This is a genomic window from Shewanella colwelliana (assembly GCF_001735525.1).
Taxonomy (GTDB): Bacteria; Pseudomonadota; Gammaproteobacteria; order Enterobacterales; family Shewanellaceae; genus Shewanella; species Shewanella colwelliana.
This window is the reverse complement of record NZ_MCBT01000030.1, coordinates 1-14,682: the sequence shown is the minus strand read 5'-3', so window position 1 is coordinate 14,682 and position 14,682 is coordinate 1. Positions and strand designations below refer to the sequence as shown.

At 45.0% G+C, this 14,682-nt stretch carries 13 protein-coding genes; 9 read left to right on the top strand and 4 right to left on the bottom strand.

Annotation, left to right across the window (positions count from 1 at the left end; genetic code table 11):
* Positions 1-48: 48 nt before the first annotated feature.
* From BEL05_RS10125 to BEL05_RS10090, 8 genes are all read left to right on the top strand, one after another.
* Entirely contained in the window at positions 49-405 is a 357-nt protein-coding gene (locus BEL05_RS10125) for a DsrE/DsrF/TusD sulfur relay family protein (RefSeq protein WP_069671095.1), read from the top strand.
* A 116-nt stretch (positions 406-521) separates the two neighbouring features.
* Entirely contained in the window at positions 522-1,886 is a 1,365-nt protein-coding gene (gene glmU, locus BEL05_RS10120) for a bifunctional UDP-N-acetylglucosamine diphosphorylase/glucosamine-1-phosphate N-acetyltransferase GlmU (RefSeq protein WP_069671094.1), read from the top strand.
* Between the two features lie 198 nt (positions 1,887-2,084).
* Positions 2,085-4,217 (top strand): TonB-dependent receptor, encoded by a 2,133-nt coding sequence (locus BEL05_RS10115; RefSeq protein WP_069671093.1) that lies wholly within the window; start codon positions 2,085-2,087, stop codon positions 4,215-4,217.
* 160 nt (positions 4,218-4,377) lie between these two features.
* Positions 4,378-5,148, top strand: a complete 771-nt coding sequence (locus BEL05_RS10110; RefSeq protein WP_028763485.1) for a DeoR/GlpR family DNA-binding transcription regulator — start codon at positions 4,378-4,380, stop codon at positions 5,146-5,148.
* A gap of 38 nt (positions 5,149-5,186) precedes the next feature.
* On the top strand, positions 5,187-7,016 hold the full coding sequence (gene glmS, locus BEL05_RS10105) for a glutamine--fructose-6-phosphate transaminase (isomerizing) (protein WP_028763486.1): 1,830 nt from the start codon (positions 5,187-5,189) through the stop codon (positions 7,014-7,016).
* Between the two features lie 145 nt (positions 7,017-7,161).
* On the top strand, positions 7,162-7,599 hold the full coding sequence (locus BEL05_RS10100) for a MerR family transcriptional regulator (RefSeq protein WP_037428259.1): 438 nt from the start codon (positions 7,162-7,164) through the stop codon (positions 7,597-7,599).
* On the top strand, positions 7,592-9,838 hold the full coding sequence (locus tag BEL05_RS10095) for a heavy metal translocating P-type ATPase (RefSeq protein ID WP_175427335.1): 2,247 nt from the start codon (positions 7,592-7,594) through the stop codon (positions 9,836-9,838). Before BEL05_RS10100 ends, BEL05_RS10095 begins: the two co-directional genes overlap by 8 nt.
* Positions 9,839-9,848: 10 nt before the next feature.
* Positions 9,849-10,202, top strand: a complete 354-nt coding sequence (locus BEL05_RS10090) for a cupredoxin domain-containing protein (protein WP_069671091.1) — start codon at positions 9,849-9,851, stop codon at positions 10,200-10,202.
* A 57-nt stretch (positions 10,203-10,259) separates the two neighbouring features.
* On the opposite strand, the gene BEL05_RS10085 is transcribed toward BEL05_RS10090, so the two are convergent.
* The 4 genes from BEL05_RS10085 to BEL05_RS10070 all read right to left on the bottom strand — a co-directional run bounded on the left by BEL05_RS10085 (position 10,260) and on the right by BEL05_RS10070 (position 12,778).
* Complete coding sequence (locus BEL05_RS10085) at positions 10,260-10,799, bottom strand: porin family protein (protein ID WP_069671090.1); 540 nt, start codon at positions 10,797-10,799, stop codon at positions 10,260-10,262.
* A 227-nt stretch (positions 10,800-11,026) separates the two neighbouring features.
* Positions 11,027-11,221, bottom strand: coding sequence for a DUF2061 domain-containing protein (locus BEL05_RS10080; protein WP_069671089.1), 195 nt, complete (start codon positions 11,219-11,221; stop codon positions 11,027-11,029).
* A 172-nt stretch (positions 11,222-11,393) separates the two neighbouring features.
* Entirely contained in the window at positions 11,394-12,296 is a 903-nt protein-coding gene (locus tag BEL05_RS10075) for a 1,4-dihydroxy-2-naphthoyl-CoA synthase (RefSeq protein ID WP_028763491.1), read from the bottom strand.
* A 128-nt stretch (positions 12,297-12,424) separates the two neighbouring features.
* The gene (locus tag BEL05_RS10070) at positions 12,425-12,778 is read right to left on the bottom strand and encodes a hypothetical protein (protein ID WP_069671088.1); all 354 of its coding nucleotides are present in this window, start codon (positions 12,776-12,778) and stop codon (positions 12,425-12,427) included.
* An 89-nt stretch (positions 12,779-12,867) separates the two neighbouring features.
* On the opposite strand from BEL05_RS10070, the gene ccoG reads away from it, so the two are divergent.
* Positions 12,868-14,295, top strand: a complete 1,428-nt coding sequence (gene ccoG, locus BEL05_RS10065) for a cytochrome c oxidase accessory protein CcoG (RefSeq protein ID WP_028763493.1) — start codon at positions 12,868-12,870, stop codon at positions 14,293-14,295.
* The last annotated feature ends 387 nt before the right edge of the window (positions 14,296-14,682 follow it).

Genomic DNA, 14,682 nt, shown 5'->3' with positions numbered 1-14,682 from the left:
ATTTGAGTGTTAACCTCTGGCACTCATTTAATGTCTGGGAACTTATCTATGCAACACGTCCTTATTATCGTTAATGACGCCCCTTATGGATCTGAAAGACTCTTTAATGCCCTGCGTCTGGCTATACAGCTCAATGAACAAGAAAGTCCACCAGCACAAGTTAGCTTATTTCTATTATCAGATGCGATCACCGCTGTAATCCCTAAACAAAATCCAAATGAGGGCTATAACATTCAGCAGATGCTGGAGATTTTGATAGCACAAAACAGCCCTGTGAAGTTTTGTGGTTCTTGTATGCATGCTCGTGGGTTAGCGCAACTTAATGTGATTGAAGGTTGCGAAGTGGCTACGATGGATGAACTCGCCCAATGGGTATTAAGTGCAGATAAAACCGTTTCCTTTTAAATATAGTGTGGTGTTGGCTGTAGTCGCTTTTAGGCTACTAATAGCTTAAAATCAGTCCATAAAAATAGACCTCAAATTTACTTTTTACCATTAGGTAGTCTCTCAAGGATTTTTTCATGGCATTGAATGTAGTGATTTTGGCCGCAGGCAAGGGAACCCGCATGCGCTCAGATCTCCCTAAAGTTCTTCATCCTATAGCGCACAAAAGCATGGTTCAACATGTTATCGATACAGCCCATCAGGTAGGCAGTGATGCGATTCAGCTGGTTTATGGTTACGGTGCCGATAAACTGCAAGCAAACCTAGGTGAGCAACAACTTAACTGGGTACTGCAAGCAGAGCAACTGGGGACAGGGCATGCTGTAGCTCAAGCTAATACTCATATTGCTGATGATGATACCGTGCTCATTCTATATGGCGATGTGCCATTAATTCAGGCATCGACGCTCGAGGCGCTACTATCAGCGCGTGAAGCGAATGGTTTGGCTATTTTGACTGTTAATCTGCCCAATCCTACGGGCTATGGTCGTATCGTGCGTGAGGCGGGTAAGGTCATAGGTATTATCGAGCAGAAAGATGCGAATGCTGAGCAGTTAACCATCAATGAGATTAATACCGGCATTATGGCTGCCCCCGGCAAGCAGTTAAAAGAGTGGTTAGGTCAACTGTCATCGGACAATGCCCAAGGTGAATATTACCTTACTGATATAGTGGCTATGGCTCACCGCGATGGTGTGGCGATTACCACTGCACAACCTCAGTCGGCTATCGAAGTGGAAGGCGCTAACAACCGCGTGCAATTAGCACAATTGGAACGTGCCTATCAGGCTCGCGCTGCCGAGAAACTGATGCTTGAGGGCGCAAACCTTAGGGATCCTGCTCGTATCGATATCCGCGGTGATGTTAGCGTGGGCATGGATGTTATGGTCGATGTTAATGTGATATTCCAAGGCAAAGTGACTATCGGTAATAACGTTACTATTGGCGCTGGTGCGATTTTGATTGATTGTGAGATTGGCGATAATGCTGAAATCAAACCTTATTCTATTATCGAAAATGCCAAGCTTGGTATTGAGGCTAGCGCTGGGCCATTCGCTCGCCTGCGTCCCGGTGCCGAATTAAAACGTGACGCCCATATTGGTAACTTCGTAGAGATGAAGAAAGCGGTGTTGGGTGAAGGTTCTAAAGCGGGGCACTTAGCCTATATAGGTGATGCGCAAATTGGTGCTGGGGTAAATATAGGTGCAGGAACCATTACCTGTAATTATGATGGCGCTAATAAACACCTTACCATTATTGAGGACAACGTGTTTGTTGGTAGTGATACTCAGCTTGTGGCACCTGTGACTATAGGCAAGGGGGCAACGCTTGGCGCGGGCTCGACGATTACTCGTGATGTGGCCCCGGATGAATTAGTAATAACTCGTGTTAAACAACGTCATTTATCGGGGTGGGCTCGCCCAGTTAAGAAAAAGAAGTAAATTTCCTTCATTAAAAAAGCGACCTAAGGGTCGCTTTTTTATTGGTTAAGTCTCACTCATTAAGGGGGAGTTATCGACTTTGTTGATGGTGATCTCTTTGCAATGTAAAGAGTGTAAATAAATCTCAAATAAAAACGATTCTCATTTATATTCCTTCCAACTTTGATGTTATTCCCGTTTTTTTGTTGTGAGGTTTTCATGTCTCTTAAAGGTTTTTCGTTTAATTATTCTACTATTGGTTTAGCTGTTTTAGCGGGCATCGCCAGCCTACCTGCTGTTGCCGAAGATGCTGCAGAGAGTGTGGTAACTGCCAATATTGAGCGGATTACTGTTACTGGACGTACATTCAACGATTATAAAGTGGGAGTCGCGTCCGGTGCGATGCGGGGGGATATTGATTTAATGGATACCCCTCAGTCGGTAACTATTATTCCTGACTTTGTTACTGACGAGCAATTAGCGACCAATTTATCGGAAGTCTTAGTCAATGACTCTAGCGTAACGGGTGGCAGCGAAAAGTGGAACCGCCAAGTATTCAATATTCGTGGGTTTGAGTTATCTTCAGGCTCAGGATTCTTAATCAATGGTCAGCAGCAATGGTCTCACTATGTTCAGCCTATTGAGACACTGCAACAAGTTGAAGTACTTAAAGGCCCATCAAGTATGTTATATGGCCAATCTGGCCCTGGTGGATTGATTAACATGGTGACTAAGAAGCCAACCTATGACACGTTTTTCGATGTTGGCTTTGATACTGATGAGCATGGTTCTACTCGTTACCAAATTGATGCTGGCGGCAGTTTGAATGAAGATCAAACAATTCGCTATCGCAGTGTATTAGTTAAACAAGATACGACTTACTGGCGTGAATACCAAGACGGATCGAACCAAGAGCGTGACCGCTGGCTAGGTTACTTAAATCTTGAATTTGATATTACCGATGATCTATTGCTGTCACTTAAATACGATCACACTCAAGACAAGACCGGAATTGATCGCGGTGGTTGGCTTAATAGCGACGGCGAGTTAATCGGTGGCAAAGATATTATTTGGGATATGCCGTGGGCTTTTACTGATAATACGGTATCAAACTTGGGGGCCGAGCTGACTTATCACATCAGTGATGATTGGAAAGTGAAAGCGGGTTATAACGATCAGCAGTTTAATCGTCAGCGTTTAGATTCATCGCCAAGTTTAGCTAAAGGTTCTGAAGATCCATTCAAAGACGGTTATACCATCAGCCCATTCGATCGCTATGATGACTGGCAACATAAGACAGGCTTTATCGACTTTACTGGTGAATTCAGCACTGGCGATATTGATCATCAGTTTCTCATCGGCGCCAATATGCTCGACTACTACTATGGACAGCTAAAAGATGCTGGTGATAAAAACCAAATTGTTATGCCGGGTCAACCCATGCCGAAGCCAGACCTTGATTACCATCGTGATGGTACCCTCTATGAGAGCGAATACAAACACTACGGCTTCTATATCCAGGACCTAGTTACATTAAATGATCAGTGGCAGTTATTAGCTGGTGTGCGTTACGACGAGCAAAAGAAAGACGGGTCGGGTAATAACAGCTACGCCGTGTCACCAAAGTTTGGCGTTATTTATTCGCCAGCGGAAAACGGCAGTATTTATGTTAACTATTCCAAAAGTTTCACCCCGCAAGGGATAGTGAATGATGAGGATGATGTAAATAACGGCATGAATCTCGATCCTGAATATGGCGAGCAATATGAAATAGGTACCAAGTGGGAACTCTTTGATGGCAGTTTATTATTAACCGGTGCCGTATTCGATATTACCGTTTCCAATGTCACCGTCACGCAAGATCTTGAAGTGCCTAATGAAGAGGGTGATAAAACGATTACTAACCAAAGTGGTGAGCAACGCCATAAAGGCTTCGAGATGGGCGCTCAGGGTCAAGTCAGTGATAGCTGGTTTGTCACAGGTTCAATGATGTATTTGGATGCGGTTTATGACACCGCAGATGCATTAGACGGTAAGACGCCAGTCGATGCACCTGAGTGGTCGGCCAATATCTGGACCCGTTATGAAGTCACTGAAGCATTAGCATTTAACTTTGGCGCCGTGTATGTGGGTGAACGTTTTGCTAATACTCAAAATACCATTAGCAAAGATAGCTATGTTCGTTTCGATATGGGCGCTGCGTATTCCATGGATGTGATGGGCAGTGACGTTAGTGTGCGTTTGAACGTTAAAAATCTATTCGACACTGACTATCTAGCCGGTGGTACCAATACTGATGTGACTGTCGGCGAAGGGCGACACTTTGGTTTGGCGCTAGAAGCTAAGTTCTAAACAAGTTGAGTTTGGCGTAAGCCATACATTATTTATGAGCCCCTATCTTTCGATAGGGGCTTTTTTTGGGAAATTTAGCCAAAATGAGTTTCGATGCTGGTAAAAATGTTTCGTTTCACTATAATGCATCTTTCGAAACGAAAGTTAAATGAAAGGTTTTATGAACAAACGAAATACGCAACAGCGCCGACACAGCATTATTGCCATCTTGAATCAGCAAGGTGAAGTCAGTGTCGATGAGTTGTCTAATCGTTTTGAAACCTCTGAAGTAACTATTCGAAAAGATCTTGCTGAGTTAGAAAAAACCGGTTTGTTACTACGCCGTTATGGCGGTGCCGTAGCCATTCCTGATGAAGTGACCCAACAGTTTAGTGCCAAAATTGCACCCAATAAGCTGTCCATCGCTCAGGCAGCCGCCAAGCTAATAAAAGATCATAATCGTATCATTATCGACAGTGGCAGCACGACCTCAGGCATAGTGCAGCAGCTAAATGATAAGCGTGGTTTGGTGGTGATGACCAATGCACTGCAACTGGCTAACTCTATACATGAGCTGGAAAATGAACCAACATTATTGATGACTGGTGGCACTTGGGACCCGCATTCTGAATCCTTTCAAGGCCAGGTCGCCGAGCAAGTATTGCGCTCCTATAACTTCGACCAGCTATTTATTGGTGCCGATGGTATCGATTTAGGCCGTGGTACCACCACATTTAACGAACTGACTGGCTTGAGCAAGGTGATGGCCGAAGTGTCTCGTGAAGTTATCGTAATGGTGGATTCAGATAAAATTGGTAAGCGTATTCCCAATTTAGAGCTCGCTTGGCAGCAGATTAGTGTGTTGGTTACCGATGATAGAGTCGAGCCTTCAGTCATCAAACAAATTACAGAGCAGGGTGTTGAAGTGATATTAGCGCCCTATTCAAATTAACTTTAGTTTTTAATATTTATTAAGTGTAGGAATAGATTATGTGCGGAATTGTTGGCGCAGTAGCGCAAAGGGATGTTGCGGAAATTTTGGTCGAAGGCTTACGTCGTCTTGAGTACCGCGGTTACGACTCGGCGGGCGTTGCGGTTATCCATAATGGTGAGCTTAGCAGTACTCGTCGTGTGGGGAAGGTGCAAGAGCTATCGAGTGCGCTAGAACAAATGCCATTGGTTGGCGGCACGGGCATTGCCCACACCCGTTGGGCGACTCACGGTGAGCCAAGTGAGCGCAATGCGCATCCACATCAATCATCTGGTGATATTGCCGTGGTACACAATGGTATTATCGAAAACCACAATAAGCTACGCGAAATGCTTAAAGGCCTAGGCTATGTGTTTGCCTCTGATACCGACACCGAAGTGATCTGTCACTTAGTGCATCATGAGCTTAAGTCACATGACACCTTACTTGCCGCAGTCCAAGCCACGGTAAAGCAACTGGAAGGTGCCTACGGTACTGTTGTTATTGACCGTCGCGATAGCGAGCGCATGATTGTTGCCCGTAGCGGTAGCCCACTGGTTATTGGTTACGGCCTAGGTGAGAACTTTGTTGCTTCTGATCAGTTAGCGCTACTGCCAGTGACACGCTCTTTTGCTTTCTTAGAAGAGGGTGATGTTGCAGAAGTGACTCGTCGCACCGTGAGTATTTTTGATGTCGATGGCAATGCCGTTGAGCGTGAAATCAAAGAGTCTGAAGTGACCCATGATGCGGGTGATAAAGGTGAATATCGCCATTACATGCTTAAAGAAATTTATGAGCAGCCACGCGCGATTGCCCATACCTTAGAAGGTCGTATTGCGAGTGGCCACGTTCTAGATTCAGCATTTGGCGAAAATGCCGCTGAGTTTTTAAAAGATATTAAACACGTACAAATTATTGCCTGTGGTACCAGCTATCATGCAGGTATGGCTGCACGTTACTGGCTTGAAGATTGGGCGGGTGTGTCATGTAACGTCGAAATTGCCTCTGAGTTCCGTTACCGCAAATCACACCTGTTTCCTAACAGCTTGCTAGTGACTATTTCACAGTCAGGTGAAACCGCCGATACATTAGCGGCGCTACGTCTTGCTAAAGAGATGGGTTACAAAGCCACTATGACCATCTGTAATGCACCGGGTTCCTCTTTGGTGCGCGAGTCAGATATGGCTTACATGATGAAAGCGGGCGCTGAAATTGGTGTCGCATCAACTAAAGCCTTTACGGTACAACTCGCTGGCCTTCTTATGCTAACCGCAGTAGTTGGGCGCCATAACGGCATGTCTGACGAAATGCAGGCTAAGATCACTCAAAGCCTACAATCTATGCCAGCTAAAGTTGAGCAGGCTCTAGGTTTAGATGATGCAATTGCTGAACTGGCGGAAGATTTTGCTGACAAGCATCACGCACTGTTTTTAGGTCGTGGCGATCAGTACCCTATTGCGATGGAAGGTGCGCTTAAGCTTAAAGAGATCTCTTATATTCATGCAGAAGCTTATGCATCGGGTGAATTAAAGCATGGCCCATTAGCCCTTATCGATGCTGATATGCCAGTGATTGTTGTTGCACCCAACAATGAGTTATTGGAAAAACTAAAATCAAACGTTGAAGAAGTACGCGCACGTGGCGGCCTAATGTATGTGTTTGCCGACAAAGATGCCGAGTTTGAGTCAGATGACACGATGAAGGTGATCCCAGTTCCTCATTGCGATGAGTTTATGGCACCACTTATCTACACCATACCTCTGCAGCTTCTGTCATATCATGTGGCATTGATTAAAGGTACTGATGTGGATCAGCCTCGTAACCTCGCAAAATCTGTAACAGTGGAATAACCCATCGGTTGACCACATTGCTCATTATTTAAAAGCAGCCTCCATTGAGGCTGCTTTTTTTATTCTCTATTTTCTTGACCTGTGTCTAACACACAGGTTTATAGTCAAGGCATAGAGTTTAAAAATGTCTTATTGGAGTGTTGTTATGCGAGTCAATCAACTAGCTAAAAATCTAAATATTACCGGTGATACAGTGCGCTTCTATACGCGTATTGGCCTGCTAACGCCGATTAAGTCAGAGGTCAATGGCTATAAAGATTACAGCGAAACTGATCAGTCGCGCATGCAGTTTATTTTAAGTGCTCGTAACCTTGGTTTTAGTGTCGACGATATTAAAGTGATCTTTTCCCGCACCGATCATGGTGAAAGCGCCTGCCAAATAGTGAGACAGATGATAGTGCTTAAACTACAAGAGACTGAAAAGCAGTTTCAAGAGATGGTAAAGCTGCGCTCTAAACTGACTCAAGCCGTGACGGAGTGGTCGACAAAGCCTGATCAAGCGCCAACGGGTAATATGATTTGTCACCTTATAGAGGGCAGTGCCAACCTTAGCGGCGCGAATGGGGGAGAGCATCATGAGTAAATCATCAAGTATTCAGCTCAATATTATTGGTGCTGGCTGTGCTAGTTGTGTCGGAAAAATTGAGGCTGCCATTAAGGGCGTCGCTGGTGTCGAGTCTGCCGAAATGAATTTTGCTGACCGTACTGTTTTAGTGCTGGGTAGCCCCCCAATTGAGCAACTTATTGATGCGGTTGAAGCCGCGGGTTACAAGGCTACAGCTATTCAAGCAGGCGCTTCTGAAGCTGCAATGAATGAGAAAGAACTGGCGGATCAGGCCTACTATCATAAGCTGTTGCGTTACACCTTTGTGGCGCTTAGTGTTGGCGTGCCTTTGATGGTCTACGGACTATTGATAGGTGAGATGACGGTGAGTAGCCCCTCTGAACAGATAGCTTGGAGTGCGGTTGGCTTAGTGACTCTCGCCATTATGGCTGTGTCGGGTAAACATTTTTATGTCGGGGCTTGGAAATCATTCCTTAACCATAACGCTAATATGGATACGTTGATCGCATTGGGTACAGGTACTGCTTGGCTCTATTCAATGGTCGTGGTTGCGGTGCCTGATCTGCTGCCGCAAATGGCACGCCACGTCTATTTTGAGGCGACGGCGATGATCATAGGTTTGATCAATCTTGGCTTGGCATTAGAGGTCAAAGCTCGGGGGAAAACCTCGGAAGCTATCAAGCGTCTTATTGGATTGCAAGCGAAAACGGCACGAGTGATCCGTGATGGGATTGAACTTGATATCGATATTGCTCAGGTGTTGCTCGGTGACATCGTCAAAGTACGCCCTGGTGAAAAAGTACCGGTAGATGGCGTTGTTGTTGACGGTAGGACCACCATTGATGAGTCGATGTTAACGGGTGAACCTATGCCAATCAAAAAAAACATTGATGACGAGGTGGTTACAGGCACCCTCAATAAATCCGGTTCCATTACTTTTACCGCTACACGCGTTGGTAAAGATACCGCGCTGGCCCGCATTATCAATATGGTTAAGCGAGCACAGAATGCAAAACCACCAATTGGACGGCTAGCCGACATGATTGCCGGTTACTTTGTTCCAGCCATTATCATTATCGCTACTATTAGCGCCATGGTATGGCTCAACTTTGGCCCTCAACCCTCATTGGTATTTGCTGTGGTATCGGCTACGACCGTATTGATCATCGCATGTCCTTGTGCCTTGGGTTTAGCCACGCCAATGTCAGTGATGGTGGGCGTTGGTAAAGCGGCTGAGTCAGGCGTGCTGATCCGTAATGGCGAAGCTCTGCAAACAGCCTCTAAAATTACTGCCATGGTGCTAGATAAAACCGGCACTATTACCGAAGGGGCCCCCAAGGTCACAGACATCGTATTGACTGATGTCAAAGACTTTGATGAAGACACAGTTTTAAGTCTAGCTGCAAGTATTGAGCGTCACTCTGAACATCCCTTGGCCGACGCGATTGTGGCGAGTGCTGCAAGTCGTTCACTACCGCTGGTGGATATCACAATGTTTAACGCGTTAGCGGGTAAAGGGGTTGAGGCCGATTTTAAAGGCCAAATACTGCTATTTGGTAATGAGAAGTTAATGCATGACAGCAAGATTAACATCGATGCTTATCAAGCTAAGGCGCAACAGTTAGCCAGTGAGGCAAAAACCCCCATCTATTTTGCGGTAGCGGGCCAATTGGTTGCCATTATTGCGGTAGCAGACCCGATTAAAGTCGACTCAGTGGCAGCCATCAAACGTCTAAAGCGTAATGGTATTAAAGTAATTATGTTAACCGGGGACAATAAATCTACTGCAGAGGCCGTGGCAGCGATGGTAGATATTGATCATTTTTATGCCGAAGTGATGCCGGAGGATAAAGCTAAAAAAGTTGCAGACCTGCAAGCTGAAGGCGAGATAGTCGGCATGACAGGTGATGGTATTAATGATGCGCCAGCCTTGGCATTAGCTAATGTGGGGTTTGCTATAGGCACTGGAACGGATGTTGCCATTGAAAGTGCTGATATTACCCTCATGCGTGGATCTCTGCATGGATTGGCGGATGCGATAGCCGTGAGTAAGGCGACGCTAGCAAACATTAAGCAAAATCTATTTGGCGCATTTATCTATAACATCGCAGGCATTCCCATTGCTGCGGGGATTTTATATCCCTTGTTTGGTGTGTTGCTTAACCCGGTGATAGCTGGGGCTGCTATGGCTTTCTCTTCGCTAACTGTGGTGAGTAATGCTAACCGTTTACGCTTATTTAAAGCTAAAGATCATTAGGAGTTACTGTATGTTATTTATCAATATATTCTGTGTCGCCTTTATTGGATTCATCATCTGGTGGTTCTGGTTATACAAGCCAGCTGTCGCGACAAGTGTCGGTGATAATCAAGCGATTGTGGTCAAAGATGGGGTCTACACACCTGCGAGAGTCAAAGTGAAAGCACAACAGGCCACCACACTGACTTTTCTTCGTCATGATCAGTCTGGCTGCTCGGCAAGTTTGTTGATCCCTGATTTAGAGATAAGCCAAGAGTTAGCCTTAGGTTCGGCCACGCTTATTAATCTTCCGCCACTAGCGAAAGGCGTTTATCCATTTCATTGTCAAATGCAGATGTATAAAGGTGCGCTTATTGTTGAATAGATTTTATGGGCAGGGTAAACCACCGACTTAGGTTTACCCTAATAGAGGTTGTTAGCGTTAGAATCTATAGCCTAGGTTAATGGTTGTGGTATGTGTATCAAGCAGATCCATGGTTTGGAAAGCATAGTTAACGGACATCTCTAACCCTGAACTAAACTCAAAGCGCCAACCCAGACCCGCAAGCAAGCCAACGCCATCCTTTTTATGTCGCTGGTCATCATTATTGGTATCGATAAACTTGAGGTTATATTGGTTAGCGCCAAGTTTAAACACTAGGCGGTTACGCTGAGAAAGCGGAAGTGCATATAAGGCCGCCACGCGAAAACTGTACACATCTTTTAGTTGATTGTTGATGGTGATGATATCGGTTAGAAAAACATCTTGCTCCATATAACCCAGCTCCACGCCCCACTCAGGATTAAACTGATACCGGTAGGCAATATCGTAGTGGGTTTGCACATCATCAGTATCAATATCTTTGTCTGATGACGCTTCGGTCACTCCCCAACCTATACCGGCCGATAGCGCGTGCTGGTAGTCTGCGGCGAGTGTGAGCGGGGAGATAAGCAGGCATAATGCAGTGATTACTGTTTTCATAACAATCCTTTGTAAAGTGATAACGACTAAATATCGAAACTGACTTATATCAGATATTTAATCTGTCTGAAACAGGGTATACCATACTTTACCAAAGTGTTTCCTTAACATTGAGTTGATTAGTTTTTGTTTGTGTCGAATTAATAGATAAACCTCTGTGGGATGCAGGCACTATCGCGACCGTTATTTTTTGCACCGCATCAATGGTGGTAACCGTCTATAAATGGTCAGGCGGCTAAGGGCTTGAGTTGTTTATTCTCAAAGCGCTTCCATATTTTTTCATGGAAGTAGAACACCACAGTGTTGATCGCAGGCTCAATCAAGGCAATAGCACCACCAATGACAATACTGCCTGTTAATAGGTAAGTAACAGTGAAGGCAACGCTGAAATGCAGTATTGCAAAAGTGAATGTCTTAGTCATGATGTAACTCCTCTTTAATATTTTTAAATGATAACCATTATCATTTGCGCTGTAAATAAGAGAGTATCGATAGAGATGTAAGCCAAAGCCGATTAAGCTCAATGATGAGATGGAATAAAAAGTTAAAAACGCTAAGCCGCAGAAGGCGGCCTAGCGAGAGTTTGAAAAGAGATTAATAGTGCCAAGGGAATTTAGAAAAGTCTTGGTCACGCTTTTCTAAGAAAGCATCGCGTCCCTCAACCGCCTCATCGGTGCCATAGGCCAGACGAGTCGCCTCACCAGCAAACAGTTGCTGACCGACTAATCCATCATCTGGGAGGTTGAAGCCATACTTCAACATGCGCATGGCCGTTGGCGATTTTGAGTTAATCTCTTTCGCCCAGACTAAGGCCTCGGTTTCAAGTTCTGCGTGAGGAATCGAACGATTGACCATACCCATATCGAACGCTTCATCTGCGCTGTAGTTAAAACCTAAGAAGAAGATTTCACGGGCACGCTTTTGACCGACCATCTTGGCAAGATATGCGCTGCCGTAGCCAGAATCGAAACTGCCGACGTCAGGGTCTGTTTGTTTAAATATGGCATGCTCTTTTGATGCAAGAGTGAGATCGCACACGACATGCAAGCTATGGCCACCACCAACAGCCCAACCCGGTACTACAGCAATCACGACTTTCGGCATAAAGCGGATCAGACGCTGAACCTCTAATATATGTAGGCGACCCATGCGGGCTATATCGGGGGTACCTTGCTGCTCCCCTTCATATTTATAACCGTCTTTGCCACGAATACGTTGATCACCGCCAGCGCAAAAAGAGTATTGCCCTTTGGCTGATGGGCCATTGCCAGTGATTAATACACAACCCACATCTGACCATTGGCGCGCATGGTCCAAAGCAATATAGAGTTCATCGACTGTTTTGGGTCTAAATGAGTTGAGGCAATCGGGGCGATTAATAGCGATACGAACAGTACCCTGATCTTTGGCTCTATGGTAGGTGATATCTTCAAATTCAAATCCAGCCACTTGATCCCACAATCTAGGGTCAAAAATATCTGAAACCTTATCAGTCATGTTCATTATCCTGTATCTGACTCGTTAACTAAGAGGAATTTGCCAAGGCTAGGCTTAATATTTATTGAGGTCAATAATGGATATGAAAACAGTGCTGTGAGCGCGGCGTTCATATCTTATCGAAGGGACTATCTTAATTTATCGCAAATGAAAATCTGATTGTCTTTACTTAAATCAGAGAAGCGGCTGGCTTTGCCACCACAATATTCATCTTTGTACTCTAATACGGTTTGTTCTGATTCGAGAATGCTATCTAACGCAGCAAGTTCTGCTTTTGTTAGCCGATTAGCTATTTCGGTTTTAAGTTGAGAGGTATGGCTATCGACTTTGATGATTTTGGTACCTGTCATTGAGTCCAGCTTACGCTCAACCTTTTTCATCAGTGCATCGGTCTGAGCCATGGGCTCATCCAGCTTATCTGTTTCGGTCGCGAGGTAATAAAGTAACCCAACACCCACTCCTAAAATAATCCAGCCTCTCATTATTTAACCAACCTTGGTGAACAATTTGTAATAGAAAAGGTATAATAAGCCAGTTTTCATGGAATATTAAAGCTGTAAGGCTGCTAAATATGAACGCAGAATCAAATAAAAAGGATTATTCAAAGACTGAGCGAATCAAAATTCATCAGCCTGACGTCAATAAGTCCGATCGTTTTAACCCCCGCAACCGCATTTATGTCAGAGCAATCGAAGGTGTGTGGACACAACTTCGTCGCCGTTTGGGTTGGGTCGCGATGCTATTCTTCCTTATATTGCCTTGGATCCCTTGGGGGGATAGACAAGCAGTATGGTTTAACCTTGGTGAGCAGAAGTTTCACATCTTTGGTTTAACTATCTGGCCTCAAGACCTTACCTTACTCGCAGCACTATTAATGATAGCTGCATTTGGCCTATTTTTCGTTACTACCTATCTTGGCCGTGTTTGGTGTGGCTACACTTGCCCACAAACCGTGTGGACCTTTATCTTTATCTGGTTTGAAGAGAAGTTAGAGGGAGCGCGCAATAAGCGCATTAAGCTAGATCAAATGCCATGGAGTTTTAATAAACTGTGGCGTAAAACGGCTAAACATACAGCTTGGCTATTGATCTCACTCTTAACGGCAATGACCTTTGTTTCCTACTTTGTGCCAACCACTGAAGTCTACATCGATGTATTTAGTGGCAGCGCGTCCGGTGGTATCTACTTCTGGGTGGTGCTTTTTACCTTAGCGACATACGGGAACGCGGGGTGGATGCGTGAAATCATGTGCATTCACATGTGTCCTTATGCACGTTTCCAGGCGGCGATGTTCGATAAGAACACCTATATAGTGGGCTATGATGCAAAGCGTGGTGAATCTAGAGGTCCTCGTTCACGTAAAGCTGACCACAAAGAGATGGGCCTTGGTGACTGTATCGATTGTGACCTGTGTGTACAGGTATGCCCAACCGGTATCGATATTCGTAACGGCTTGCAATACGAGTGTATTAACTGCGGTGCATGTATCGATGCGTGCGATACCACCATGGAGCGTATGGGTTATCAAAAAGGCTTAATCGCTTACACCACTGAAAATAAACTAGATGGTGTAAAGGAAAAGGTACTTCGCCCTAAGTTGGTGGGTTATGGTGTCGTGCTGACTGTCATGATACTTATCTTTGTCTATGCTAGCGCCACGATTGCACCAGTGCGAGTGGATATCATCCGTGATAGAAACCAGCTGTTTAGAGAAAATGATCAGGGACTCACAGAGAACACCTTTACTCTAAAAATTCTCAACAAGACTGAATCCGTGCATGAATATGATTTAAGTGTCGATGGACTGCCAGAGTATCAGTGGTTTGGCCCACAGACTGTAACCATTGCAGGCGGTGAGGTATTAACGCTACCAGTTAGTGTTGCGGTTGACCCTGTCTCCTTATCTCGACCAATGCTTAAAGTCGACTTTAAGGTTTCTACCGTAATAGATGGAGAGACTGTGGAAGCGACACAGGAATCGAGGTTCTTCAGCCAATAACCGCGAAGATCATGTTATATAGGTAGTAAAAGGGGCTAATTAGCCCCTTTTTTATACGTATCGTTTGATAACTGCGCGCTCAAACATAAATGTGTCATATTCTTTCAAAAAGCCCTTGCGCCCATCCGAGAACTCCCTATAATGCGCATCCACTGACACGGCACAGCAGGCCAATCGCTCTTAGCAAACGCTAGGCAGCACGGGACTTGCAGCAGTGTGAGAGAGTTTAGTTTTTCGGAATTAGACTTAGGTGGTAAGCGCTTTAGCAGGCTTCCAGTGTTGATTGGTTATCACATTAGTGGTTAACAAATCATCGCTTGGAAAACTTCTTAAAATAAGCACTTGACGCCGACAACGGGAAGTGTAGAATACGCATCCCTAAGCCAA

Excerpts from the sequence above, each read along its gene's own strand:
- BEL05_RS10100 (WP_037428259.1), top strand. The coding sequence starts at position 7,162 with ATGCGAGTCAATCAACTAGCTAAAAATCTAAATATTACCGGTGATACA.
- BEL05_RS10095 (WP_175427335.1), top strand. The coding sequence starts at position 7,592 with ATGAGTAAATCATCAAGTATTCAGCTCAATATTATTGGTGCTGGCTGT.
- glmU (WP_069671094.1), top strand. The coding sequence starts at position 522 with ATGGCATTGAATGTAGTGATTTTGGCCGCAGGCAAGGGAACCCGCATG.
- BEL05_RS10115 (WP_069671093.1), top strand. The coding sequence starts at position 2,085 with ATGTCTCTTAAAGGTTTTTCGTTTAATTATTCTACTATTGGTTTAGCT.
- BEL05_RS10090 (WP_069671091.1), top strand. The coding sequence starts at position 9,849 with ATGTTATTTATCAATATATTCTGTGTCGCCTTTATTGGATTCATCATC.
- BEL05_RS10125 (WP_069671095.1), top strand. The coding sequence starts at position 49 with ATGCAACACGTCCTTATTATCGTTAATGACGCCCCTTATGGATCTGAA.
- BEL05_RS10080 (WP_069671089.1), bottom strand. The coding sequence starts at position 11,221 with ATGACTAAGACATTCACTTTTGCAATACTGCATTTCAGCGTTGCCTTC.
- glmS (WP_028763486.1), top strand. The coding sequence starts at position 5,187 with ATGTGCGGAATTGTTGGCGCAGTAGCGCAAAGGGATGTTGCGGAAATT.
- BEL05_RS10075 (WP_028763491.1), bottom strand. The coding sequence starts at position 12,296 with ATGACTGATAAGGTTTCAGATATTTTTGACCCTAGATTGTGGGATCAA.
- BEL05_RS10085 (WP_069671090.1), bottom strand. The coding sequence starts at position 10,799 with ATGAAAACAGTAATCACTGCATTATGCCTGCTTATCTCCCCGCTCACA.
- BEL05_RS10070 (WP_069671088.1), bottom strand. The coding sequence starts at position 12,778 with ATGAGAGGCTGGATTATTTTAGGAGTGGGTGTTGGGTTACTTTATTAC.
- ccoG (WP_028763493.1), top strand. The coding sequence starts at position 12,868 with ATGAACGCAGAATCAAATAAAAAGGATTATTCAAAGACTGAGCGAATC.
- BEL05_RS10110 (WP_028763485.1), top strand. The coding sequence starts at position 4,378 with ATGAACAAACGAAATACGCAACAGCGCCGACACAGCATTATTGCCATC.